Source organism: Rheinheimera sp. MMS21-TC3 (assembly GCF_032229285.1).
Classification (GTDB): Bacteria; Pseudomonadota; Gammaproteobacteria; order Enterobacterales; family Alteromonadaceae; genus Alishewanella.
Map to the genome: position 1 here is coordinate 2,442,557 of NZ_CP135084.1, position 24,876 is coordinate 2,467,432.

The 24,876-nt window shown below is 41.5% G+C and carries 24 protein-coding genes; 7 read left to right on the forward strand and 17 right to left on the reverse strand.

Annotated elements, in window-relative coordinates; genetic code table 11:
- The first annotated feature begins 131 nt into the window (after nucleotides 1-131).
- The gene (locus RDV63_RS11930) at nucleotides 132-512 is read left to right on the forward strand and encodes a putative zinc-binding protein (protein ID WP_313909714.1); all 381 of its coding nucleotides are present in this window, start codon (nucleotides 132-134) and stop codon (nucleotides 510-512) included.
- Nucleotides 513-528: 16 nt separating this feature from the next.
- Here the strand turns inward: RDV63_RS11930 and moeB are convergent, their stop codons facing one another.
- Genes moeB through norR form a run of 3 tightly spaced genes read right to left on the reverse strand, consistent with a single transcriptional unit; the run spans nucleotide 529 to nucleotide 3,225 of the window.
- A complete protein-coding gene (moeB, locus tag RDV63_RS11935) occupies nucleotides 529-1,308 on the reverse strand; it encodes a molybdopterin-synthase adenylyltransferase MoeB (RefSeq protein ID WP_313909715.1) in 780 nt (259 codons plus the stop codon).
- Complete coding sequence (locus RDV63_RS11940) at nucleotides 1,292-1,702, reverse strand: YbaN family protein (RefSeq protein WP_313909716.1); 411 nt, start codon at nucleotides 1,700-1,702, stop codon at nucleotides 1,292-1,294. Before RDV63_RS11940 ends, moeB begins: the two co-directional genes overlap by 17 nt.
- A complete protein-coding gene (gene norR / locus RDV63_RS11945; protein WP_313909717.1) occupies nucleotides 1,702-3,225 on the reverse strand; it encodes a nitric oxide reductase transcriptional regulator NorR in 1,524 nt (507 codons plus the stop codon). The genes RDV63_RS11940 and norR overlap by 1 nt, the downstream gene beginning before the upstream one ends.
- A 164-nt stretch (nucleotides 3,226-3,389) precedes the next feature.
- Between norR and ytfE the strand changes: the two genes are divergently transcribed.
- Nucleotides 3,390-4,085 (forward strand): iron-sulfur cluster repair protein YtfE, encoded by a 696-nt coding sequence (gene ytfE, locus RDV63_RS11950; protein ID WP_313909718.1) that lies wholly within the window; start codon nucleotides 3,390-3,392, stop codon nucleotides 4,083-4,085.
- Between the two features lie 102 nt (nucleotides 4,086-4,187).
- On the opposite strand, the gene RDV63_RS11955 is transcribed toward ytfE, so the two are convergent.
- The 6 genes from RDV63_RS11955 to RDV63_RS11980 are packed head-to-tail and all read right to left on the reverse strand — an operon-like array spanning nucleotide 4,188 to nucleotide 10,576.
- A complete protein-coding gene (locus RDV63_RS11955; RefSeq protein ID WP_313909719.1) occupies nucleotides 4,188-5,933 on the reverse strand; it encodes an ABC transporter transmembrane domain-containing protein in 1,746 nt (581 codons plus the stop codon).
- Between the two features lie 4 nt (nucleotides 5,934-5,937).
- On the reverse strand, nucleotides 5,938-6,651 hold the full coding sequence (locus tag RDV63_RS11960) for an ElyC/SanA/YdcF family protein (RefSeq protein ID WP_313909720.1): 714 nt from the start codon (nucleotides 6,649-6,651) through the stop codon (nucleotides 5,938-5,940).
- Entirely contained in the window at nucleotides 6,635-7,924 is a 1,290-nt protein-coding gene (locus RDV63_RS11965) for an O-antigen ligase family protein (RefSeq protein ID WP_313909721.1), read from the reverse strand. The genes RDV63_RS11960 and RDV63_RS11965 overlap by 17 nt, the downstream gene beginning before the upstream one ends.
- Entirely contained in the window at nucleotides 7,921-8,823 is a 903-nt protein-coding gene (locus RDV63_RS11970; protein WP_313909722.1) for a glycosyltransferase, read from the reverse strand. The genes RDV63_RS11965 and RDV63_RS11970 overlap by 4 nt, the downstream gene beginning before the upstream one ends.
- A gap of 29 nt (nucleotides 8,824-8,852) precedes the next feature.
- Nucleotides 8,853-9,602, reverse strand: a complete 750-nt coding sequence (locus RDV63_RS11975) for a WecB/TagA/CpsF family glycosyltransferase (RefSeq protein ID WP_313909723.1) — start codon at nucleotides 9,600-9,602, stop codon at nucleotides 8,853-8,855.
- Nucleotides 9,599-10,576 carry a glycosyltransferase family 4 protein gene (locus RDV63_RS11980; RefSeq protein WP_313909724.1) on the reverse strand — a complete coding sequence of 326 codons (978 nt, stop codon included), beginning with the start codon at nucleotides 10,574-10,576 and terminating at the stop codon, nucleotides 9,599-9,601. The genes RDV63_RS11975 and RDV63_RS11980 overlap by 4 nt, the downstream gene beginning before the upstream one ends.
- 213 nt (nucleotides 10,577-10,789) lie before the next feature.
- Here RDV63_RS11980 and wecA point away from each other — a divergent pair, with 213 nt between their 5' ends.
- From wecA to RDV63_RS11995, 3 genes are read left to right on the forward strand one after another with little or no spacing between them, the layout of a single operon-like run.
- Nucleotides 10,790-11,854 (forward strand): UDP-N-acetylglucosamine--undecaprenyl-phosphate N-acetylglucosaminephosphotransferase, encoded by a 1,065-nt coding sequence (gene wecA, locus RDV63_RS11985; RefSeq protein ID WP_313909725.1) that lies wholly within the window; start codon nucleotides 10,790-10,792, stop codon nucleotides 11,852-11,854.
- A gap of 43 nt (nucleotides 11,855-11,897) precedes the next feature.
- Nucleotides 11,898-13,208 carry a flippase gene (locus RDV63_RS11990; protein ID WP_313909726.1) on the forward strand — a complete coding sequence of 437 codons (1,311 nt, stop codon included), beginning with the start codon at nucleotides 11,898-11,900 and terminating at the stop codon, nucleotides 13,206-13,208.
- Between the two features lie 42 nt (nucleotides 13,209-13,250).
- Complete coding sequence (locus tag RDV63_RS11995) at nucleotides 13,251-14,402, forward strand: polysaccharide pyruvyl transferase family protein (protein WP_313909727.1); 1,152 nt, start codon at nucleotides 13,251-13,253, stop codon at nucleotides 14,400-14,402.
- A 5-nt stretch (nucleotides 14,403-14,407) separates the two neighbouring features.
- Here the strand turns inward: RDV63_RS11995 and RDV63_RS12000 are convergent, their stop codons facing one another.
- Nucleotides 14,408-14,728, reverse strand: coding sequence for a DUF440 family protein (locus tag RDV63_RS12000; protein ID WP_313909728.1), 321 nt, complete (start codon nucleotides 14,726-14,728; stop codon nucleotides 14,408-14,410).
- Between the two features lie 116 nt (nucleotides 14,729-14,844).
- On the opposite strand from RDV63_RS12000, the gene rlmA reads away from it, so the two are divergent.
- Entirely contained in the window at nucleotides 14,845-15,651 is an 807-nt protein-coding gene (gene rlmA / locus RDV63_RS12005) for a 23S rRNA (guanine(745)-N(1))-methyltransferase (RefSeq protein ID WP_313909729.1), read from the forward strand.
- Nucleotides 15,652-15,655: 4 nt separating this feature from the next.
- Here rlmA and RDV63_RS12010 read toward each other — a convergent pair whose 3' ends face one another.
- The 4 genes from RDV63_RS12010 to RDV63_RS12025 form a co-directional block, all read right to left on the reverse strand.
- Nucleotides 15,656-16,237 carry a hypothetical protein gene (locus RDV63_RS12010; RefSeq protein WP_409934835.1) on the reverse strand — a complete coding sequence of 194 codons (582 nt, stop codon included), beginning with the start codon at nucleotides 16,235-16,237 and terminating at the stop codon, nucleotides 15,656-15,658.
- Nucleotides 16,238-16,427: 190 nt separating this feature from the next.
- Nucleotides 16,428-18,017 carry a glutamate--cysteine ligase gene (gene gshA, locus RDV63_RS12015; protein WP_313909731.1) on the reverse strand — a complete coding sequence of 530 codons (1,590 nt, stop codon included), beginning with the start codon at nucleotides 18,015-18,017 and terminating at the stop codon, nucleotides 16,428-16,430.
- A gap of 129 nt (nucleotides 18,018-18,146) precedes the next feature.
- The gene (locus RDV63_RS12020; RefSeq protein ID WP_313909732.1) at nucleotides 18,147-18,572 is read right to left on the reverse strand and encodes a YqaA family protein; all 426 of its coding nucleotides are present in this window, start codon (nucleotides 18,570-18,572) and stop codon (nucleotides 18,147-18,149) included.
- A gap of 49 nt (nucleotides 18,573-18,621) precedes the next feature.
- A complete protein-coding gene (locus tag RDV63_RS12025) occupies nucleotides 18,622-19,038 on the reverse strand; it encodes an MAPEG family protein (RefSeq protein ID WP_313909733.1) in 417 nt (138 codons plus the stop codon).
- A gap of 343 nt (nucleotides 19,039-19,381) precedes the next feature.
- On the opposite strand from RDV63_RS12025, the gene RDV63_RS12030 reads away from it, so the two are divergent.
- Nucleotides 19,382-20,890, forward strand: coding sequence for a diguanylate cyclase domain-containing protein (locus tag RDV63_RS12030; protein ID WP_313909734.1), 1,509 nt, complete (start codon nucleotides 19,382-19,384; stop codon nucleotides 20,888-20,890).
- Between the two features lie 227 nt (nucleotides 20,891-21,117).
- Here RDV63_RS12030 and RDV63_RS12035 read toward each other — a convergent pair whose 3' ends face one another.
- Genes RDV63_RS12035 through RDV63_RS12045 form a run of 3 tightly spaced genes read right to left on the reverse strand, consistent with a single transcriptional unit; the run spans nucleotide 21,118 to nucleotide 24,748 of the window.
- On the reverse strand, nucleotides 21,118-23,277 hold the full coding sequence (locus tag RDV63_RS12035; protein ID WP_313909735.1) for a YjbH domain-containing protein: 2,160 nt from the start codon (nucleotides 23,275-23,277) through the stop codon (nucleotides 21,118-21,120).
- On the reverse strand, nucleotides 23,274-24,026 hold the full coding sequence (locus RDV63_RS12040) for a capsule biosynthesis GfcC family protein (RefSeq protein WP_313909736.1): 753 nt from the start codon (nucleotides 24,024-24,026) through the stop codon (nucleotides 23,274-23,276). The genes RDV63_RS12035 and RDV63_RS12040 overlap by 4 nt, the downstream gene beginning before the upstream one ends.
- On the reverse strand, nucleotides 24,023-24,748 hold the full coding sequence (locus tag RDV63_RS12045) for a YjbF family lipoprotein (RefSeq protein ID WP_313909737.1): 726 nt from the start codon (nucleotides 24,746-24,748) through the stop codon (nucleotides 24,023-24,025). The genes RDV63_RS12040 and RDV63_RS12045 overlap by 4 nt, the downstream gene beginning before the upstream one ends.
- Nucleotides 24,749-24,876: the final 128 nt, after the last annotated feature.

Below are 24,876 nucleotides of genomic sequence, written 5' to 3' on the forward strand. Positions count from 1 at the left end.
CCGATTTACTCTTTAGGGGTAGATCGGCGCTTGCCTAACTGTAGTTTGATATATATCAAATCGATATTTTAATTGCGCTCTAGACTTAAGGTTACAACTTACTTTGTTGTAACCTTATAGGAGCCAAGCCAATGACCACAAATTATAAAGATAAACCTTTAGTTTACGCCTGCTCAGGCTGTTCTAATGTTGCGCAACTAGCCAATGATTTAGCCGTAGTGCTAGACAGAGAAGGTTCTGCCCAAATGTCTTGCATTGCTGGTGTTGGCGGTAAAGTGAAGCAGTTGGTTAAAGTGGCTAAATCTGGCCGGCCTATTTTAGCCGTAGATGGTTGTGCGCTTAATTGTGTAAAGCAAACCTTAGCCACTGTTGATGTGGTACCCACTTGGCATTTAGAGTTAACGTCACTTGGCTATAAAAAACGCGAACATGAAAGCTGCAACCTAAACGATGCTTATAAATTAATGCAGCTGGTACGTACCAAACACTTAGGGCTAGCGACAAGCGATTAACACCCCATGACCAGCCTTAAAGCAAAGAGCAGACCAAGCAATGCGGATCTTTAGTTAAAGTAAACTGCTGCCATTGGCTATACATAGCATCAAATAACTGCAGTTTACCAAATAAAGGCTGGCCCACTTTGGCTAAAATTTTCACCGCTTCAAGCGCTTGCATAGTGCCGACAATGCCAACTACAGGCGATAAAATGCCGGCTTCCATGCAACTTAATTGCTGCTCGCCAAATAGCTGGCTTAAACAATGGTAACAGGCTTGATCGCCCTGCATGCTAAAGCTGGCCACTTGACCTTCAAAACGAATAGCCGCACCAGATACCAAGGGCACCTTTGCCTTAACGCAGCCAGCATTAATGGCGTTACGAGTACTTAAGTTATCGGTGCAATCTAATACTAATGAATACTGCGGGATCAGTTGGGCTAAATCTTCTGCCGTTAAACGCTGCGTCAGAGTATCAATTTGTATTTCACTATTTAACTGTCTCAGCTGGGTTGCTGCTTGCTGTACTTTAGCTAAACCAATATCCGTTTCACGATACAAAATTTGCCGCTGTAAATTGCTGCTATCAATACTGTCATCATCCACCAAAGTAATAGCACCAACGCCGCTAGCAACTAAGTAAGGGGCCGCCGCACAGCCTAAGCCACCCATGCCGATAACCAGTACTTTGCTGGCTAATAAAGCTTCTTGACCGCGAAAGTCCATGGCCGGCAGCATAAGATGACGACTATAGCGCATAGCTTGTTCAGGGGTTATTTGCTTTAGTTCTTTTTTGTTAAGAGGCGTTGTCATTGTTTTTCTCTGCCAGTTGCTCAGGTATCTGCTCTGGTCGCAGCCAGATCCAAATAGCGACGGTTAACATAATTAAAGGTACAGCTATTTTTACCCAGAAAATAGCCGCTGAAAATTGTAATACAATGCCACTTATAGACATCATACCTATAGATAAGTATTTAGCTTTTCTGGGCACTATACCGTATTGACGCCACTTTATTATGGCAGGCCCAAGATGAGGCTGAGCTAATAACCAGCGCTCTAATGCCGGCCAGCCTTTACCGCCCGCCCAAGCACTGACTAATATAAATGGCACTGTAGGCATCACCGGCAATACCATACCTATTAGGCCTAATAATAAGCTGATAATGGCCAAAAAACGCCAAAACAGCACTCCCATAAAGCGCAACATTATTTCATTCCTAAACGTTGGGCTAACTTATGCAGATTACTGGCATCTATTTCTAGCTGCCGTGCTGCCTGTGACCAACTACCTGCAGAGTTAACTAAGGCTTGCTCTATCATCTGGCGTTGTAATTGATTAACTGCTTGCTTTAATGACACACCTGCCACGACTTGTTTATGAATTAACTCATGTTCACCCATTAACGCTGAGCTGGCTTCTATATCTAATAACTCAGAAGCAATAGTGACAATATCATTACGTGAAGCACCATGACTTAGCGCTTTAATTGCAGCGCGGCTAATAACATGCTCTAGCTCGCGCACATTACCCGGCCAGTTATAACTTAATAATGCTAGCTCAGCTTGTGGCTCTAAACGTAAAGCACGCAAGCCTAAGCGACGACTATTTAACTCTAAAAAGTGTCCTGCGAGTAAAGGTATATCGTCTCTGCGTTCTCTTAATGGCGGTATAGGTAACGGATAAACCGACAACCTATGATATAAATCAGCTCTGAATTCACCGCTTTTTACTTGCTGCTTTAAATCTCGATTGGTTGCGGCAACTAAGCGTACATTGACGGTTCTTGATTCATCTGAGCCTAAACGTTGAATTTCACCGTTTTGTAATACTCGCAATAATTTAGCTTGCACAGCTAAGGGTAACTCCCCTACTTCATCTAAAAATAAGGTGCCGCCATCGGCAGCTTCAAAGCGGCCAGCACGTTCGCTATTGGCACCTGAAAAAGCCCCTTTAGTGTGGCCAAATAACTCGCTTTCTGCCAAGCTTTCCGGTAAAGCCGCACAATTTAAATATATTAACGGCTTATTCGCTCGGTTAGAGCTACGATGTAACTGCCTAGCAAATAGCTCTTTACCTACCCCAGTTTCACCTAATAATAAAACCGGCAAGTCTGAATTTGCGACTATTGCTAACTCTTGCAGTACTTGCTGTAGCGGCTTACTTTGGCCAATGAGTTCATATTGCTGATCATTGGCTGTGAATACTGGCTCATTTGCCTGATGCGTTGTTCGCAGCGCTCTATTGGCTTGCTCTAACTCAGTTAACCTAACCGCCGCCTCAACATATAAGCTATAACGCTGTAACTCTATAACCGTATCCTGATTAAAGCTATTGCCGTCTAGCGCATCTAGGGTTAATACTCCCCAGCAGCGGCCTTCAATAAATAAAGAGGTGCCCATGCAATCATGTACTGGTAAGGCTTTACCGGGTTGATCGGCTAATAAACCATCATAAGGATCGGGCAGCTCTGAACTGGGATCAAACCTCACTGGATTACGACTAGCTAAAATAGCAGCTAATCGCGGGTGCTTGCCCACTAAAAATCGCCGACCATGGGCTTCGCGCACTAGCCCATGCAAGGCCACGGGTTTTAAAATTTCATGCTCTAACTTTAATAAACCCACAGCACCGCAATGAAAATGACTTCGTAAGGTGCTAACTAAACGCTGCAAACGCACCGCAGCCGGTAAGTCTGTTACTAAATCAGCAATAAGGCTTTGCTCTAGCATGGTAATTATTACCCTTTTATGGTTATTTAAACCTAGCTCAATATGGGTTCAATATACCATAGCGTTAAATAAAACCATATAAATCAATGGTGGTAGTTTTGGCCTAACTCTTGCTCTATACAGCTATATAACAAGTTTTATTTATTACTTAGCTAGGAGTCAGTATGTCATTATTAGATCAATCTTTGGGTAGCATTGCCACATCTGTTGCTGGAGCAACGGCCGTATTTCATCAATTCAAATTAGACTTTTGTTGTGGTGGCCAACTAAGTTTACGTGAAGCCTTAGCTAAACGTGAACTAAACGAACACGATGTTGTTACAGCATTAACTGCCTTACAACAACAAACAACTGATCATGTAAACTGGAAAGAAAAACCAGTTAAAGAGTTAATTGAACATGTAGTTACACGCTTTCACGAACGTCATAGACAGCAGCTACCTGAGTTAACCCGTTTAGCCCGTCGGGTTGAGCATGTTCACGGTATGGACCCTAATTGCCCTAACGGTTTAACCGAACATTTAGAGCAAATGTATCAAGAACTAGAAAGCCATATGATGAAAGAAGAGCAAATCTTATTTCCTATGCTAGCAGGTGGTATTTATCCATCAGGCCCAATTAGCGTAATGGAAGAAGAGCATATTCAGCATGGTGATGCGCTAGAAATTTTATGCAAACTCACTAATGATATTACTTTACCAGCGGGTGCGTGTAACACTTGGACCGCGCTGTATATTGGCCTTGAAGAATTAAGACAAGATTTAATGCAGCATATTTTATTAGAAAATGAAATTTTGTTTGTGCAACCTAAAGCCAAAGCCCATGGCGAAGGCGGTGTTTGCTGTGGTGGTTGCCAATAAGCTGCAGTGCACTAAACACTAAACACTAAACACTAAACACTAAACACTAAACACTAAAAAAGCCTGCTAATTTTTAGCAGGCTTTTTTGTTAGTGCTAGTTGTTAATGCAAAAGCTGCAGCTTAGCTAACTCGCTATACAGCGGGCTTTGCTCTATTAGTTGATGATGGGTACCACTGGCAATAATACGGCCGTTATCTAATAAAATAATCCGATCAGCATTAACCACTGTTGCCAAACGGTGAGCAATAATTAAGCTGGTTTTATTTTGCATTAAGTGCTCTAGCGCCAACTGAACTTGCTGCTCGCTTAAGGCATCTAAGGCACTGGTGGCTTCATCTAGCAATAATACTGGCCGGTCGGCTAAAATAGCTCTAGCAATAGCAATTCGCTGCCTTTGCCCACCAGATAACTTAACCCCGCGCTCGCCTAATTGGGTTTGATAACCTGCACTTAATTCGTTAATAAAGCCATCGGCACGGGCGGCAATACAAGCTTGCACCACTTCTTGCTCAGTCGCTTCTGGTCGACCATAACGCACATTTTCTAACACATTGTCAGCAAATATAACGGCATCTTGTGGCACTAAGGCAAATTGCTGGCGTAGTTGCGCTAACTCAAGCTGGTTAATATCCACACCATCTAAGTAAATAGCGCCTTGACTGGGCTGATAAAACCGCTGCAACAATTGAAATAAAGTGGTTTTACCGGCACCGCTTGGGCCAACTATGGCAATGCGCTCGCCTGGTTTAATAGCCAGCTGTAATTGCTGTAGCACTAGCTTGTCATCTGTATTAGGGTAAGCAAAACTTAATTGCTTTAACTCAATAGCACCGGTAATTGGCTGTGGTAAAGGTACGGTTATTTCAGCCGATTGAATATCAACTGGCATTTCTGCTAATTCAATTAAGCGTTCAGCCGCACCAGCTGCTCGCTGAATATCACCTATTACTTCGCTTATGGTCGCCGCGCCTCCTGCCACCATAACAGCATAAAACATAAAAGCCGTTAACTCGCCCGGGGTCATTTTATCGGCCATAACATCATGAGCGCCAGCCCAACTTACTAGCACCATAGCGCCTATACTTAGCATCATTACCATAGCAATTAACAAGGCGCGGTAAAAAATACGGCCGCTGGCAGCTTGCATAACTTGCTCTATGCGCTGGCCAAAACGCTGTATATCATGCTGTTCGTGGGTGTATGACTGTACGGTATGTATTTCATGTATGCTTTCATCAACATAAGCACCAACATCTGCCAGCCTATCTTGACTGGCGCGGGCTAAAAGCCGTACCTTTTTACCTAACATAAAAATTGGTAATAAGACTAAGGGCACCGCAATCAAGACTAACAGTGTCATTTTTACGCTAGTTAGTGCCATCATAATTAAACCACCGACAATAGTAACACTAGAGCGCAAGGCCATAGATAAACTAGAGCCAACCACACTTTGTAATAAGGTGGTGTCAGCGGTAAAACGCGAGATAATTTCTCCGGTGCGCATTTCGCTATAAAAGGCAGGCGATAGTTTTAACATATTCTGATACACGGTATTGCGGATATTGGCACTTACCCGCTCGCCCAACCAAGTCATTAAATAAAACCGAGCAAAAGTGGCCACTGACGCCACTAAACATAACAATAAAATAAAGCCAGTAACATAATTGAGCTGGCTTGCATTACCTTGAGCAAAGCCTTGGTCAACTAACATTTTTACGCCTTGGCCTAAGGCTAGCCAGCTTAAAGATCCTATAGCTAAAAAAACAAGGGCGGCTATAACCTTAAGCCAAAAAGGTTTTAAAAAGGTAAAAATCCATGGCAAGACTTTTGTTGATGAAGTTGTCATGCTTTTATTCAGCCTCTGGTGCTTGGTGCCATGAAGTCCAGCTACGCGTTACAACAAACACCGTGTAGCTGCTAAATTCGGCAATTAACTTACTGTATAAATCAAAATTGCTTAGATTTACGGTAAAAAAACAATTTATCCCGCAATTTACGGCGCGAAAAGTTTGGCTAGACGTTGTAATAACTTGGCTAGGCAATTTATGGTACTCAACCAGTTGCCGAACTCGCCAGCCATGAAACTGGCTAGTAACAATATAATTGGCCTTAATACCATATTTTTGGCTTAAACTAGAAAACTCTTGATAAGTATTATCGCCGCCATTAAAGCAGTTAATGGCAATATTGGGCTGATTTTGCAGTAAATAGTCAACATAAGGCTGGCAGTGGCGAGTGGTTATTACTACAGACGCAGCCTGTTTAGGTAACAGTTGTATGGCTCTATCTAAACGCGACTTAGCACAGGCGGGTAAAGCTGTCGCACTGCCACCGCAGCCCAGCACAATTGCATTGACACTGTTGGCCGATGCTAATGCCGCTCCCTGCAGTTTAAACTCGGGAAATAATGCCCTAGCTTGATTAGCAATAAAGCTATTGCCCAACACATAATAAAAAATAAATAAGCACCATAAGCCTTTTTTACGGTAGAAAATACAACTAATAAATAAAGCAAATAACACAATATTTTGTGGATATAGCAAAGGCTCAAGAATGTCTTTCACGTATCGTCCTTAGTTGCTGCTCGCTGCTTGAAAATAATAGCGCATTGCAAAGTGCCCAAGGCAACCACAATAAACCTGAGGTTATAACATGGCCTGCCATAGCAGAAACAGCCAATAATACTAGATTAAGCAATAACATAACACGGCCTGACCTTAAGCCAAGGTGTTTAATGCTATTACAAATAAATAGGCCAAAAGTGGCAATATAAACAACGCCCCCAACCACACCATAAAAGATAAATAAATCAAACCAGTCTAGTTCAGCAAAGTACTTTTTAAGCTGTAAGGCACTACCGCCTTGCCCTACCCCAAGTAGAGTTTGCCAGCTAGCATAGTGCTGCTGCACACTGGCCCATATTTGGCTGGCATAAAGATCACGCGACGATAAAATAATACCGCTAATGCCACGCTGTTGATAAACAAACTCCAACTTATGGTAAATACCTAATGCTTGTAACAGGGCTGGCAGATTAAGACTTGCTAACAATAACAGCACAATAAATACGGCCGCTATGGCAACTAACCTTAGCTGATGCTGACGCCAAAACTGAGCAGGCATAAACAATAAAGGAATAGTTAACATTAAAATTAAACAGCCAAATAGCCCGGTTTTAGTTAATAACAACAAAGCTATTACCAAGGCCAATAGGCTAACAAGGCAGTAACGCCAGCGCGATAATGGCCAAGTAAGGCTTAATAAAGCTGCCGTTAATACCAATAACAATGCCGACAATTCATTAGTGGAATAAAAGAAACCTTTTACGCCTAAAAACGCTTGCTGCACATTCTCCATCGGCCGATAAGCACTATAACCCCAGCCACTTAAACCCAATAACATATTCAGTAATAAAACGACTGAACTTACAGCTAGGGTAAAGTAGAACAGCCGTTGAGCTGAAGCAGGCTGCCGTTGCTGTAAAGTGAAAAAGTAATAAAAGCCTAACAAGGGGCTGAGTATTTTTACCACTAATTGAACGTCTGCCAAAATCCATTGGCTGCTTTGTTGCCAACTACTTAAAGCTGGCCCTAATAGCAGTAAAAGTGCAGTAGCAATATAAATTAACACGGCTTTAAACTGGCTTTGACTAAGCGCCAGCAACATTAAACTTAACAGCAAACCTTTATAAACCAAAGCCAAGCCATAAGCTGAGCCTTGGCTTTGCAATAAAGCGCCATTTAAACAATCAACCAATAAAAACCAAGGGATCAAACCGCATAACAGCCGATCGGCTTGGCTTAATAACCAAGGCTGCGTTTTTGCTGGGGCTATCACTTTTTAAACAGCCCCATAACACCCTTACTAAACAACTGCATTCGCCATTTACTTAAAATACCTAATTTATGCTTTAAATAATAACGCCACTTTAAGCCGACTAAACCGTAACGAGCACTACTAAAAAAACCAAATAAACTAAGCGGCTGATGTTGCATGGTTTGGCGGTAATACATTTGATTTTGTAAGTTACGCTCAGACATTAAGCTGCGATGCTTAGCCACAAATTGCTTGTGGGCATCTAAGCGTTTGGGTGAGTCTGTAATACGGCCCAGTTCATGGCCTACATTCACCTTATAACTTGGCTCGGCAATACGTAAAGCGGGGCCATAGTCACGCACTACCCGCACCCACATATCGTAATCTTGAAACGCGGCTAAATTTATATCAAAGCCGCCCAAGGCTAGCATGCGCTCGCGCTTTACTAGGGCTTGATTAGACAGCACATGTAAGTCTAGCAACTCAGGCAAGGCTACCACTTTGCGTTCGGTATGTAGCCGCTTTTGCAAAGAGCCATAATCCCAAATATAGCCAGAGCAAACACAGCTATATTTGTCATCATAAGCGTCATATAAGCTTTGCAGCCTATTGGCTAAAAACTCATCATCGTCATCAATACCGGTAACCCACTCGCCTTTAGCCTCGGTTATGGCTCTATTGCGGGCAGCGCAAGCACCTTGGCCTTTGTCTTGGCGAAATAAACGTACTCGGCCATCATGCTTATAGCGCTGGTTTAAAATATGCCAAGTATCATCAGGCGAGGCATCGTCTACTACCAATAACTCAAAATTAGGGTAAGTTTGCCCTAAAACAGATTCAATAGCGCGGATCGCCATATCAACCCGATTATAAGTAGGCATATAAACACTGATCAGGGGTAAAGCAGCTGCATTAACCATTCGTTATCACCCTTAATTACTAAATATCACTAAATTTTACCGCGCCAATACCACCAAATATAACGCAACAAGCCCAACTGCCGGCCTATGCGACTAGGCTGCAACAGCAACCGATAAGCCCATTCTAAATTTAGCTTGCACCACAAAGCCGGAGCCCGTTTTACATTGCCAGTAAAAACATCATAAGTGCCACCAACGCCCATATAAAAACAATCGGGGTGCGCCTTGGCTAGTCGTTGAATAAGCAACTCTTGTTTAGGTGAGCCCATAGCCACACTGACTATTTTAGCGCCGCTTTGTTTAATACTGGCGGTTAGAGCCGCTTCGTCTTTAAAATAACCATCAACCGCACCGACTAAATTCACCTGCTGTTGTTTTAGCTTAGTGGCAGTTTGCTGATTAACCTCGGGTTTAGCGCCAACAATAAATACCGGCACCTGATATTGTGCAGCGCGTAGCATTAATTGCTGCCAAAACTCACAACCGGGAATACGTTGTACTTGTTTACCTAACCGTTTACGCATAACCTTCACCACCCCTATACCATCGGCATAGCGTAAATCGGCTTGGTTAATTACCGCCTCAATTTCTGGGTTCTGCATTGCGGTTAATATTTTTTCAGGATTAATAGCAATAGCTGAGCCGGCAAACACAGTAGCATCGGGCTTAATCACTAATTCCAGCATATGCTGCATATCGTTAAAAGCCGCTACCTGAACAGGGCCAATTTTAACTGTTTCTAGGTTAATTGCTTCGTTATTTATAACTGATTCACTCATAAAACAACTCGTTGATAAACTGTCTCTAATTGCTCTGCGATATTTTTTAATAAATAGGGCTCTGCACTCATGCGGGCTTGTTGTTGCAGCCGTTGATACTGCTCGGGTGGCAGCTGCCATAAGCGTTGAATAATGGCAGTGGCATTGGTTAGCCATTGTTGCTCAGAATCAGTAGCGCTAAGTAATACCCCATTGACGCCATTTTGCACTTGCTCTTGAGCGCCATCAGTAAAGCTGGCAATCACAGGCGTATAGCAGCACATGGCCTCGGTCATCACTAAACCAAAGGCTTCGTTACGGGATAAATTTATTAAATAACGCGACTGCTGATAAAGCTGCTTTAAGGCGCTGCTATTTTTTGGCCCTACAACTAAGACATTGGAAAACTCAGTCGCCGCTGTTTGCAACCGACTTAACCAAGGGCCACTGCCAGCAATAACTACATGCTTGTCGGTTAAGTAAGGCAGCATAGCCAGCAGCCTATCCATACCTTTGTTTTCATCTAAACTACCGACATAAAGTAAATCTATGGTTTTATCTTGCCAGGCCACTTGCTCAGCTTGGCGATAAGACTCATTAATACCCGCCGCTAACACTTTGCTATTGGCTTTTGGTAAAGAAAAATGCTGCTCTAACGCCGAGCTGGCAAAGATCCACTGATCAACTTGCTTAGCACACCAGCGATATAATTTACTGGGCGGTTGATACTTATAAATATCACTGCCATGACAAGTAACGACTATTTTTAAATTTTTATTGCGACAAAATTTATAGACTAAAGCCAGCCAAATAGTCGGATAAAAAAAGTGGATATGTGCTATATCATAGCGCTGACGGCTAATAACAAAGCGCCAGATAAAACTAAGTAAAAAAACCGGATATTTCAAAAGCTTGTTCAGCAAAGAGTCACTGTGCCAGCGCATATAATGATACGCAGGATTAAGTTTAGCTAAGGCCCAAACTTGGTTATGCACAAATTTACCTTGAAATGGCGCCGATGGTTTTGGCCCCATGTTACTAATAATAAGAATTTTACACTGAGATAGTTGCACGTTACTTATTCGTCCTAACGGCCAATTGAGCCAGTTAAATTAAACAACCTTGTGCACAGTAAACCCGATTTTAGCTGACGCTGTGCTGAATAGCACTAACAGCATAGTCATAAAAATAGATATACGAGTAACTAAATGGCTGAAAATACATTACTTTACATAACTGCCTTGGTTTGCTCGACATTAGCGATAGGCTTGCTTTATCCATTGTCGATCCGCTTTGGCTTAGTTGATATTCCGCGCGGTCGCAAACAGCACCAAGGGGCTATTCCCTTAATTGGCGGTATTGCTACTTATATTGGTATCGCCATTAGTTTAAGTTTATTTGCAGATACCGCCTTACAGCCATTTTATTACTTAGCCTGTACCGGCTGCATAGTACTATTAGGTGTTTTTGATGATTATCTAGATTTAAGTGTAAAACTACGCTTAGCCGTGCAAACTCTGCTGGGTTTAGCCATGACATGGAGTTTAGGTTTGCACTTAAGTAGCTTAGGTAACTTATTTGGTTTAGGTAGCATAGAACTGGGTATTTTCGGCTTACCTATTACCTTAATTGCCGTTATTGCCGCTATTAACGCCTTTAATATGACCGATGGCATAGACGGCCTAGCGGGCATGCTTAGCTTGGTTAGCTTTAGCACTATCGCTATTTTTATGTGGTTATGGGGCCAGCAAGACTATGCCGCTTTTGTCTTAGTCATAATTTGCGCTATGGTGCCTTATTTAGCCTGTAACTTAGGGCTTATCGGTAATAAAAAGATATTTTTAGGCGATGCCGGCAGTATGTTAATTGGCTTAAGCGTTATTTGGTTACTGATTATTGGCACCCAAAGTGAAACCGCCAGTTTTAGACCTGTTACCGCCTTGTGGATTATTGCTATTCCGTTAATGGATATGATTGCCATTATGGTTAGGCGTATTCGCAAAGGCCAGTCCCCCTTTAAAGCTGATCGCGAGCATTTACACCATATTTCCTTACGTTTGGGCTTAAACTCTCGCGAGTCGTTATTATTAATAACGTCTTTAGCTTGCGTCTTTTCTTGTATTGGTATTATTGCCGAATACTTACTGGTACCCGACTTTATTATGCTGCTGTTATTTAGCTTGGCATTTGCCGGTTATTTATATTTATTGCAAAACACTTGGCGCCTAGTGTCGCATTTTCGCCAGCAAGCTTTACGTCATAACAATAAGTAAGGTTTAAACATTTTTAATCAAAGGGTTATAAGGAAGATCAAGAGTGAATTTTATAATCAAACTGCTACAAGCTAGAGCCACAGCCATGCTTGGCGATAAAATGTTTAAGTTAGCAGCAGGTGCGATTTTAACTATTTTTGTTGCCCGTATGCTAGGTGCTGCTGAGCTTGGTATTTTCTCTATTGTTATGGCTTGGAGCGCGTTTTTAGTACCTATTACTAGTTTAGGCTTAAACAATATCGTTGTTAGACAAATGGTAAAGCATGACAAGGGTAAAGATGCCATGACCATGCTGTATAGCGCTATCAGTATGCGCTTACTACTCGGCTTTATTGGTGGTAGCCTTATTTTACTGGCCTTTTATTGGCTTTATCCCGACCTCTTTGTTGGCCATTTACGCATTGCCATCCCAGCGCTATTTTTGCTGCAAACCTTCTTTGGCTTTTTATTATTTGAATTTTATTTAAATTACCAAGGCACCTTTAGAACGGTCGCTTATATTAAAGCCGCTATAACCGCTGTGAGCTTTAGCATTAAATTAACCCTGTTATATCAAGGTTTTGGTATCGCAAGTTTAATTTTATTTACCGGTATCGAGTTTTTACTGGTTGGCGTGGCGCAATACATTGTTTATCGTTTAAAGCACAAACCTTATAACGAAACAGAAAACCGCTGGCCGGGCTATCATCCGCGCTGGTTTAACCTGGCTCAGGCTAAACAATTATTAAAGCGATCATCTTGGCTTTGGCTGTCGGGTATTGTCTCGGTAATTTACTTAAAAATAGATATCGTTATGCTTGGCTCTATGGCGGGTGCTGAACAAGCCGGTATTTATGCCGCTGCCAGCCGGTTATCTGAGCTATGGTATGTTTTCCCTGCTACCTTAGCCGCGCGTTATTATCCGGATATGATCCGCGCCCATCAACAAGGCTTAACCCCCTATTATTTAAAGCTGCGTCATTTCACTTTATTGTTTTTTGCCGCGGCGTTTTCTATCGCGCTAGTGATGACGCTTATTGCACCTTGGATCATTAGTTTATTGTTTGGTGCTAACTTCTTAGCTGCCGTAGAGGTATTACAAATTCATGTGTGGGCGGGTTGTTTTATCTTTGTTCGTTATTTAATTAGCCAGCATTTACTTATTACCGAGCAAGAGCCTTTATCTTTAGCTAGCCATGTTATTGGTGCTTTACTTAATGTTGGCCTAAATATTTGGCTGATCCCGACAATGGGGATAGTTGGTGCGGCTTGGGCTACACTTATCTCTTACTCTTTTGCCTCGTTCTTTTTTCTGTTTTTATTTAAAAGTACACGCCAACAAATGTGGCAATTAGTTACAGTGCGTAAAAATTAATAAATAACCTAAGTATTTAACGCGTTTTAATAAGGGCGGTATATGAGCAAACCATTTTTTGTTGAAATTAAAGGCGTCCAGTTTCGCAATAAAGGCGCCTATTTAATGTTACTTGCCTGCTTAGATGGCTTAAAAGCCGAGCCTAACGTGCAATTAGTGTTATCACCAGGGCCTAACCTACCCTACCCTGAACGGGCGCGTTTAGGGGCTTGGCAAAAGCTATCTTTTCGCCGTGGCGGCCTAGATTTAACCCCATGGATTGGCAAGCTACCCATGCAGGGTTTATTTCGCCGTTATGGCATGCTGTGTGAGCAACAAGTCGACTTAGTGCTAGAGGCCAGCGGCTTTGCTTATGGTGATCAATGGCCACTGCGCTTTTTACAAAACACCGCCAAAGAAGTAGTGCGTTTTGCTAAGGCTGGCAAACCCTTTATTTTTATGCCCCAAGCCTTTGGCCCTTTTGAATCAGAGCCTAGCAAAGCCGCCATGCGCGATATTATTCAGCATGCTGCTTTAATATTTGTTCGTGATCCTGTGTCATTGCAGCACTTACAAAGCTGTGTAGCAGACTTACCGCAATCAGTTGTGCTAACTCCCGACTTTACAATAGGCTTAACCGCTAAAGCGAATCATGAAGTGCCAACCATTGATGGCCCCTATGCTGCGCTTATTCCTAACAATAAAGTCGTGTCTAAATTTAACCATGCCGATGCCGAGCAACAACGAGCAGAATACATTAATGCCTTTGCAGCAGCAGCCAATAAGCTAAACGAAAAAGGTTTCCAGGTTATGCTGGTGAATCATGAAGGCAAAGAAGATGCAGTGCTTTGCAATGAAATTGCCGCTAATGCCAAGTGTCAGATCGTCCAAATTGAAGATCCTTTAGCCGTAAAAGCCTTTATTGGTAAAGCCGAACTGGCCATTAGCTCACGCTTTCACGGCGCTATTAATGCTTTAAGCCAAGGGGTGCCCTGCATTGCCACTAGCTGGAGTCATAAATACCACGCCATGATGAATGATTTTGCCATGGCCGAATACTGCGTAGAGCAACTAACAGAGCAAAGCCTATTAGCCAGCTTACAGCAATTACTCGAGCATAAAACCGAGTTAAGCTTAACCTTAAAGCAAAAAGCCACTGAGCTTAAACAAAAAAATGCCGCTATGTGGCAGCGGCTGTATCAAGTGATTAAATAAAACTATTAGCCCCGCCACTGAGCGTGGCATAAGGCATCGTGCTTTTCGCGGCTTAATAAAATGCGGGCTAATACTATATCTGCCTGACCATCTTCGCCGCTTAAGCCGATTTGCGCTTCTAATTGCAGCTCTGGTTCTAGATCTTGCATCATAATTTCTACCCAATCCTCTGCCGGTGGCACTAGATCGACAAAGCCGCGACTATCCGCATGTTGTTGGTACATTGAGTAATCTAACGCAGAAAGGTTTTCAGCGGCCAGCTCTTCAAAAATGTCAAAAGCATGATCGCATAATTCATCTAAGGTCCAGAGTTCTAGATCTTGCATTACGGCTCCACTAGCGCAATAAAATAGCTTAAAAGAGGCCAGAGTATAGCAAGGCTTTGCTTAAAACACTGCGCTACTGCTACACTTAAGCCGAATTTTTTTACTTAGATTGTATTATGTATCAATGTCCGCTGTGCCAAAACCCACTTGTTATAGATAATAAGCTTTATCGCTGTGGGCAAAATCATTGTTTTGATATTGCCAAAGAAGGTTACGTTAACTTATTACCGGTGCAACAGAAAAACTCTAAGGCGCCGGGTGATAATAAAGAAATGATGCAAGCTAGGCGTGAGTTTTTACAAGCAGGCTGGTATCAACCTTTAGCCGATGCAGTGTGCAAGTTGCTGCAACCGCTTGCTTGCCAAAAGCTATTAGATTTAGGCTGTGGCGAAGGCTATTACAGCAGTAAAATACAACAAGCGTTGCCAGAATGTGCTGTTTATGGGCTAGATATTGCCAAAAATGCCATTAAAATTGCCGCTAAAGCCAATAAAAAAATCCAGTTTTGTGTCGCTAGTGCTTACCACCTTCCTTATAGCGACCAAGCTTTTGATACTGTAGTACGTATTTATGCCCCTTCCACTGCAGCTGAGTTAGCCCGAGTTATGACACCTAGTGGCCATTTATTAACAGTAACACCAGGGCCAGAGCATTTATTTGAAATTAAACAGGCTGTGTATCAGCAACCTAGATTGCATGATGATGCTATTATCACTATAGACGGTTTTAACCATCAACAGCGCCAGCGGCTTAGTTTTAAATTACACTTTAACCAAGCTGCAGATGTATTAGCCTTAATTCAAATGGTGCCCTTAGCTTGGAAGTTTACTGCCGAGCAAAAACAACATTTTGCAGAGCAAACCAAAACCATTAGTATCGACTTTTTGTTAGATTTGTATCAAAAAAGGGTCAGAGTCAATTAATACCTTATCCCCAAAATAGGCGCCATAACCAGCCACGTTTTAAATCATTTTCGCATTTATTTAATTGGCTAGCGTAGGTTTTGGCTCGGCTGTCTACTTTTTTAGCGGTGTTTATAAGCCAAGCTTTTTTCTTGTAGCTGCCGCGTTGATAGCCGCCCCAGCCTTCGTGGTAGTTTAGGTATTGGTTGTAACCATCCCATTTGGATACTTTGTTTATGCGGTGGCTTTTGCTGATATACCAGCCCATAAAGTCTATGGCATCACCAAAGTTATCTCGGCTTACCCAAAATCTGTTGGTTTCTTTTACGTAGTCGTCCCAAGTGACGGTTTTTGCTTGTGAGTAACCATAGGCCGAGCTAGCGCGACCATAAGGAATAAAGCCTAAAAACCAGCGCATGGGGGGCCTAGCATTATGTTTAAAGCTGCTTTCTTGATACATAATGCTCATGGCAATATGAATAGGTACGCCCCATTTATCACGCATTTTTACCGAGTCATCATACCAACTACGATGTTCTTTAAAGATCTCGCAAATATTAGCGCTATTTTGCGGTGGTGAAGTGCTACAACTTGCAACAAAAGCCACTGTTACCCCCAATAATATTATTCGAAGTAAACCAGCATAGTGTGAGCTATTTATCATAATTGGCGATTTTTTTTTGAACTTTCTTCATTTAATGGATACTAACAAGGTGTAGCACAAGTACAAGCGTTAAGTTTTATACTCCCTGGATAAAGTTAGGGCTACCAATGGTAGCCCTTTTTTTATCTGTTATTTACTCATCACATTCTGGTATTTCTTCGTAATACTGCTTTAGGTATTCACTAAAACTAATTTCATCTTGTTGCTCAATTAGTTTTTGCTTTTCATGTGACTTAACTGCTTCTGCAACAAACATTTGCTCTGAATACACTCGGTAAGGTTGTTGCAATATTTGCTGCTTATATTCAGCAGACAATTGCAGCATAAACTCGCCATTATCTAGTTGTTGTGGCAGCAGTTTATCCAGTATCTGCCCAGAGTAAGTTAAAGCCGGGTTTAATAAAGCTTTATAAAACTCTGTTAATACAGATTGATACTTCTGCTTGTTGTAAGCGCTGTCTAAATATTTAGCAACAGGCATCATATCGGCAAACAACTGCTCGGCCCAATCTTGCATTAAGCGTGGCTGTTCACCATCTTGCAGCTCTAAATTAAGCCTACGGCCATCAGTAACAACTTTACGTAAATTAGCATCAGCAATATCTTGCTCGGCAATTGACATCTCTGGGCTGTCTTCTAACAAACAGAACAACAAAAATGTATCTAAGAAATGCATTTGCTCAGCATTAATACCTATTTTACTAAAAGGGTTAACATCTAAAGCCCGTACCTCAACATATTCCACGCCCCGCTTAGATAAAGCACAAGTTGGCCGCTCACCTGTTTCAGCCGTCCGTTTAGGCCTAATGGTAGAATAAAACTCATTTTCAATTTGCAAAACATGAGTATTTAACTGTTGGTATTGATTATTAAACTTAACCCCAATTTTGCTGTATTGCTCTGAAGGTTTACTAATAGCATCTTGCAAACCAACCACATAGTCAGGCAAATTATTATAGCTAATATTTAAGCTAGACTGGGCGCTGCTGGTATAGCCTAAATCACTCATGCGTAAGGAGGTGGCATAAGGTAAGTATAAACTGCCCTTGCCCAAAAGCTGAAAATCATATTTAGTTTTACGATCGGCAAGAAAAGACTTACACATAGCCGGCGAGGCACCAAATAAATACACCATTAACCAAACATAGCGTTTGTAATTGCGAATAAGGCCTAAATATTGCGCTGAAATAAAATCTTGTAAATCACCGTTATCACCTAACAGCTCTTGATACTGCTGCCAAAACTGCTGTGAAAAAGAAAAGTTAAAGTGCACACCGCTTATAGCCTGCATCATCCTGCCATAACGGTTATGCAGGCCTTTACGGTATAAGGTTTTCATTCTACCAACATTAGAACTACCATATTGAGCCAGTGGAATAGTGTTTTGATCTTTAATAAAACACGGCATACTAGCCGGCCAAAACTGTTCAATGCCAATTTGCTTACTAACAAAATGATGAATATCTGTTAGCTGGGCTATAGTAGTATCAATGTCATCAGTGGCAGGGGTAATAAATTCTAACAAAGATTCTGAAAAATCAGTCGTGATCAAAGAATGGGTTAACGCCGAACCCAAAGCCGCATTATGAGGTGTTAATGCAAGCTTACCATCAGGACAAACACGCAAAGTCTCTCGCTCTATACCGCGCTTAATACCAACAATTGCTTGCTTAAAGCTAACAGTATTAAATGCAGAGAGTCGTTGTTGGATAAGTGTAGACAAAGTATTTCCTTAATCGGTAAGCATCCAACTAAAGTTGGGGATGATAATAAATAAACTCAAGTGTTTAAACCAATTTAACTGGCTAAGCACTTAAACACAACTTACAAAAAGTTGCCTTGCTAATTGCTGTTAATACCAATGCGCAGCTACACTCAATAACAGCGCATAACGGGCAGCCTTACCTAATAACACTAAGGCTAAAAACAAACTAAAGCGAACACGCAATACGCCTGCCACTAAGGTTAAAGGGTCACCCACTATAGGTAACCAAGCAAATAATAAACTTAACAGGCCAAAACGCTGAAATAAACGCTCGGCTCTTGCTAATGACTTAGCTGAAAAAGGAAACCAACGCTTAGCTGAAAACTGCCTTAACCTACTGCCTAGCCACCAATTAACACAAGATCCCAAAGTATTACCAAAACTCGCCACTAACCAAAGCAATACTGGCTGATACCCTTGATGATAAAGGGTTAATAATAACACTTCAGACGAAGCCGGAAATAACGTCGCCGCTAAAAACCCGCTAGCAAATAACAATAAGTAGCTTAGCACTATTAAATACTTATCAAAGGCTCAGAGCCCTTTATAACACAAATAAGCGTTAAACAAATAACTGCCAAGCTAATCTTAACCAGATTGCCCATAATACTGCACAACTCAGTAAAAAAATATTAAAACGCAGCCGAACATTATTGCTGCCTATATGCACTATAGTGTGGCCAAGTCGCAACAATACAAAAGCACTCGCCATAACTACATAGCCTAAGTCGGCAAAATTAGTTTGCAAGATAAAAAGCACACTAAATAAAAACAGCATTGGCATTTGAAACTGATTATCAAAGTTGCGGCTAGTTGCTATTACTTGTTCATTAGCACCGGTTAAGTTCATGGTTTTAAAAGCAGAAAGAGATATTTCTTTATTTTTAGCGGCTTTAATACGCCTATTACCCATTAAGATCATCACTATACTGGTCAATAACACTTGACCAAATACAGGTAATAAAATTAACTTCTCCATACTTTCTCTCACTATTAGCTTTAATTACATAGTACGTCAGCATAAAGTAGCTAAGCCAAGGTTACTAGGAGAAATAATTAGAATTAATGACTGTAAATAGAAATGTAAAACAATAACTAACTTACAAAATTTATATTTCTATAACCTAAGTTGCTATACTGTGCCATCGTTATTGTAGATAACTTTTTTATAACTTAAAAAGGCTGTAGCATCAGGGCTTATAAATTTTTGACTATAATATCAATATTTTTGTATGCAACGCCCACTTTAACTTAAAGTGGCAGCCTAAGAAAATAGAACACCTTAATGACAATGCTAAAGCAAATACTCAGATGAGATGACTATGACCGATGTTGAGCAGCCGCATTTTTGGCCAGTATTAGATGCCTTACCTTATCCGGTATTATATAAAGATATTAATAGCCCTAATATTTTTATTAACCTTGCTGCAAAACGGTTATTTTCAGAAAACAAAACAGACATCTCATCAGTCGTCAGCTTAGACACTATTAAAACCCTTACACTTTGTTATGCAAATACCCATCACCCTTATGGTTTGTTTAATAACCCTTTAATCCAAGCCTTAAGTGGCAATGAAATTGAACAGCATGTATATCTAGCTAAGCAGGCTAGCAGCTATCAACTGCATAGCCGTTTAGTTGAATTTCCATTGTCGTTACACCAAAGCATTGTTATTAGCTTACAACGTGCTGAACTAGGTCATATCGAGCATGATAACGCGCTTTATATTGACGAAGTGCATGAAGCTTTGGCTTTTGATAAGTTAATTTCGCTCATTTCAACTGGGTTCATTAACGTTCAAGAACATCAACTTGATATCCATATTAATGATGCAATAGCTGCAGTGGGTGAATTTTGCCAAGCCGATCGCGCTTATATGTTCCAGTTTAATGATGAATTAACCGAAATGAGTAACACTCATGAATGGGTGCGCCAAGGCGTAACTGCGCATAAAGACGAGCTACAAAATATTCCACAACATGCGCTGCCTTATTTTTATAAAACTATGCAAGAAACCTTTATTTTCAATGTTAGTGATGTCTCTAAGCTACCAGCAGAAGCGCACGCTGAACAAGCTGAGTTTGTCCGGGAGCATATTCAATCTATTCTGTGCTGTGCCATCCGTGCTGGTGATAAACTTATTGGTTTTGTCGGCTGCGATATGATTGGCCGCACCCGAAACTGGACCAGCAATGATTTACGCCGCCTTAAATTAGTAGGCGAAATGATCGCTAATACTTTACAAAGTGTCGCCTATCGCCAGTCACTACACAGCATGCAACAACAATTATTATTAGCTAATGCCGACCTACAGCAACAAGCCATGCAAGACGGCTTGACAGGCATTGCTAACCGTCGCCGCTTTGATCAATGCTTACAACAAGAACTACAGCGTAGCGCCCGCAGCAACACCCCCTTAAGCTTAGTCATGTTAGATATTGACCGTTTTAAACTATACAACGACTACTACGGCCATCAAACGGGTGATGATGCTTTAAAAACCCTAGCCAATTGCTTAAGCGAAGTATTAAAACGACAAGGTGACATAGCCGCTCGTTATGGTGGCGAAGAGTTTGCCCTTATCCTGCCCGATAGCAGTTTAGAAGACGCTATGAATGTGAGTAAGAAAATTCAACAATTGTTACAAGAAGCAGCTATAGAACACAAACACTCTGATGTTAGCAAGCTACTCACTGTTAGCATTGGCTGTTGTAGCCTTATAGCCGATAAAAACACTAAAGCTAGTCAGCTGATTAAAGCCGCTGATACGGCGTTATATGCAGCGAAGAGTAATGGCAGGAATAGGGTTGAAGTGAGTGGTGAGTGGTGAGTGTTTAGTGGTGAGTGTTTAGTGGTGAGTGTTTAGTGGTGAGTGTTTAGTGGTGAGTGTTTAGTGGTGAGTGTTTAGTGGTGAGTGACTAGTTCGCAGGGCGAACAGTGACTAGCTCACAAAGTGAGCGGTAACTAGCAGCTTTGCTGCGGTCACTCGTCACTGTTACCAAAGGTAACTTGTCACCGCTTGCCCAGCAAACTCGTCACTGCTTGCTGGGCGGTTTCTTAATCAAAAAATGGCGACCGGCTTTCAGTGGCATCAATCAAGTTAATTGGCTTATTTAACTTCTGGCCGCCATCGCGGGCAATAGGTACCCAAGGTAAGCGTCCTCGGCCTTTAGCTGGCCGTAATGAAAACAAGTCAAAGGGTATAGAAACAAAAAAGCCTTTAGTAAAGCTTCCTTCCCCATATTGCTCGGCCGATAAGTTAGTTAATGCCGCATAAGCGCCCACGACAATACCGCTATCAAAACGTTTGGCCGCTTCAATAGTCACCCCTTTATCTTTTGCTAAATACTGACCAATATTAAAGGTTAGTTGAGTATTAGGCAGTATTTCTGGTTTCCAATATAGGTTAACAAAGCCGGTAAAAGCATTGTAATCAAAAAACTTTAAATCATTATGGTAAGAGCGCTGCCTAACGTAGTTAACATCAAAACCTATAGCAAAGTTACTATCTACCGGACGATACAGCATTTCTGCACCTACACCGCCATACATAGTTTCTAAATAGCCGCCGTACACTTGAGCAAACACATTAGTTGATAACTGATCTTGCCATTGCAGATATAAGTTTTCCATACTTACCCTGTTGCCTGTTACATACTCACGTATATAAGTACGTACCCTATGCACACCAGTATCCTGCGCATCAACTTTATAATTAAACTTATCAAAATTCTCTAATAAAGTAACTTTGGCAGTCGCATTAACACTAAAGTTTTCACCTAAACGGTAGCCACCACCTAAAAACACCCCTCCTTGATACATATAAAATGCTTCAGGGTTGCCAAAGGTCTGGATCCAAAAGGCTTCCATGCTGGTATAAAAACCAGTTGAATAAGGGATATCTGCCATTGCCAATATGGTTTCATCTGGGTTTTGCCTAACATAAGTAGAAAGGACATTAGGCTCTAACACATCATAACGGGCAGCAGCTATAAAAGGCTCAACCTCTATCACCTTTTCAACCATAGCTAAATTGCCCGCATATTCGACTACTCTAATCCTTTTAATATAGCTGGGGATTTCATTAACTAATATTCGGCCTATCCGCTCTGTTGCTTCTGCATCATCACGGTAACTTAGTTGCTGACCATAAATAATAAATTCATCATCCGTCACCCTAGAGGTTTGCAATAAAAAACCTGCTTCCGTTAATAACATTCTGGGGATTATATCTTTATCAGTAATGCTAACTTTCTCTGCTAAAACTTGTGGTATAGGCTGCATAGCTGGTTTAATTTTAACCTGTTTAGCCTGGTGTAGGTTTAAAGCATAATGCACCCCAAAACCAAGAGTGTTACCTCGCTGATAATTGAGATCAAAACTAAAATTATTCCACTTATATACAGCACCAAGGTTCCAGCGGCTATCTTGGGTTAACTCACCTGCTCTATCACGGCTGTAGTCATTACCTTCATATTCCAGCTTTAAAGTTAGCGGCTGCCAAGGGGTTTGGTACTCAATGCCGCCATATACAGAAGCTGGCCCTTTAAAGAAACGCTGGTAATCAATCTTACCGCCTAAGCCACTAAAGCCACCAGGACGCTGACAAAAGCTATCTTTTATTTCACAAAATGGATTACTAATATTAGCTGCGCTACCTAAATAGCCCCAACCAATACCAAGATGAAAATCTAAGTCATGCCACTTTTTGCTAAAGGCTAAAAATTCACTTTCAAAAAAACCTGTGCCACCAAAGTCACGAAAGCCCACAGAAACTTGTGGTAAATAAGTACTTTCTTGCCACAAACGAAACTTAACATCTATACCTTTGTCTTTAAGAGTTTGATCACCACTAAATCCAGGTGAGTTGCTATATAACCGAGTGCGAACATCGGTATAACGCACCGTCGACTCCATCCAGTCAAATAGCTGTAAACTAACAGACCAAAAACGATACTCTTCGTTATCGGTATAATTAATCGTCATATCACCAGCTTCAGCCATACGTGCAGTCGGGGTTTGAATAAGCCCGACACCACCATGGACCATTTGCGAAACACCACTAGCTGGTAACTGCCAGGTCTTTACTACAGACGATGGCGTATCCTGCTCAGTCGCCATAGTATTAAATGAACAAACAGCACAGCCTATAACTGAGGCTAATAACGAAATGCGTCTAGCTTTTACACTAGGCGTATTAAAACTTCTAGCTTTCATAATAAAACCCTATGACGTGCTAATGCTAAAATATCTTGGTTTAATTGCTGCCATTTAGCAGAGAACATCGCAGGTTTAAAAGGCACAAATAATTGCGCTCCTGGCATAGCTTCAATTTTTTGCTGCTGCCAAGCACCAAGAGTTACTTTGATAATACGGCCATCAGGTTGCACTACATATAAAGTGCCTTTATCAGCTGCAGCTAGTCGCGAAATATCTGAGATGTAGTCGCCTACCTTAGTTGCATTTTTATAGCTAATACGACTTGGCTGTTGCACTAAGCCAAATACGCTTAATTGGCTGGGCCTTTTATAAAGCTGTAATAGGTAACTGCCTGGTATAAAACGCGGATTTTGCGACGGTTTTGCTCTAGCAAAGTCGTAATCTATAGGGATTAACACCCTAGTCGCTAATGACCAAGCTTGTATTTGTGCTGTCATACTGTTTAAAGCTTGCTGTACATCAGCATCAGTTGCATAGTCGTGCTGCAACTGGCTTAACTGTTGTAAAATTTTCTGCTGCAGTAATTGGGCGCTGTTGTCATCGGTTTTAAACAAAGCTGATGCGGGCCAGTACCAATTATCAGTTAAGGCAACAGGCGCTAAAACATCTGCCAACCGAGGTATTTGTGATTGTTGTTCAGCAGCATAAATATAAAGCTGTTGGTTTATCTGTACCTTTACTTCCGCTTGTGCCATTAAACCAATGCACAGAAATAAAGACCCCATAATAGCTATTACAAATTTCATGCTGCTGGTTGCTCCGTTTTCACCGCTTTACTTAGCTGCGCCTGCTTAGCTAGCTCTCTTGCTACTTTACTAACAAAAATCAATTGCATAGGCTCAGTAAAGGGGGCTAATTGTTGCTGGCTTTGCAGCAGAACACCACTGCTGGCATCAAACCAAAATATATTTTGCCAGCGTTGATCGAAGCGCAAAAAGTTAGCAGGAGTAGCATAATCTAAGTATTCAATTACCTTAGTTACTGCAATATCTTGTTGAAAAACATTAATGGTATGCCCTGTCTCCACCTTAAAAGATGAGCTTACGCTATAGCCATACTCACCTGCACGCCAATCAACTAGGCGCTGCCAATGGCTTTGTTCGTTTATAGCTTGCCAGTTAGCAATAGGATCAGTAGTTGTAGCTGTTAGCTTAAGTAAATCATTACTAAAGCCTAAGGTTTTGGTAATACGGCCATTATTGGTAATAAGCATAGCTTGGTCAGAAGAAATCCATTTTAAGTCACCCTGCTCTACAAACATTAACGCCATAACACTTTGCGGACGGTCACCGTGAGTCACATATAAGAAGTCAAAGTCTGCGTTAGATACCTCTGCCAAGGTTAAGCTGGCATCAGGTTGGCGAGTAAAAGCTAGTTGTAGCGTGTCTTTATACGAATGATAAGTACCTGCACATGACGTTAGACTTATTATTACAGCTGCAGCTGCCAACCATTTCAGCAAAACCATAGAATACCCAACCTAAAAAAGTATAAATATTACCCTAAAAGCGACTATATTAAAGAAGTGATTTACTACTTTTTAATATTAATATTTCAATAAAAAAGCCGCCCTGTGGCGGCTTTTTAAACGACTTA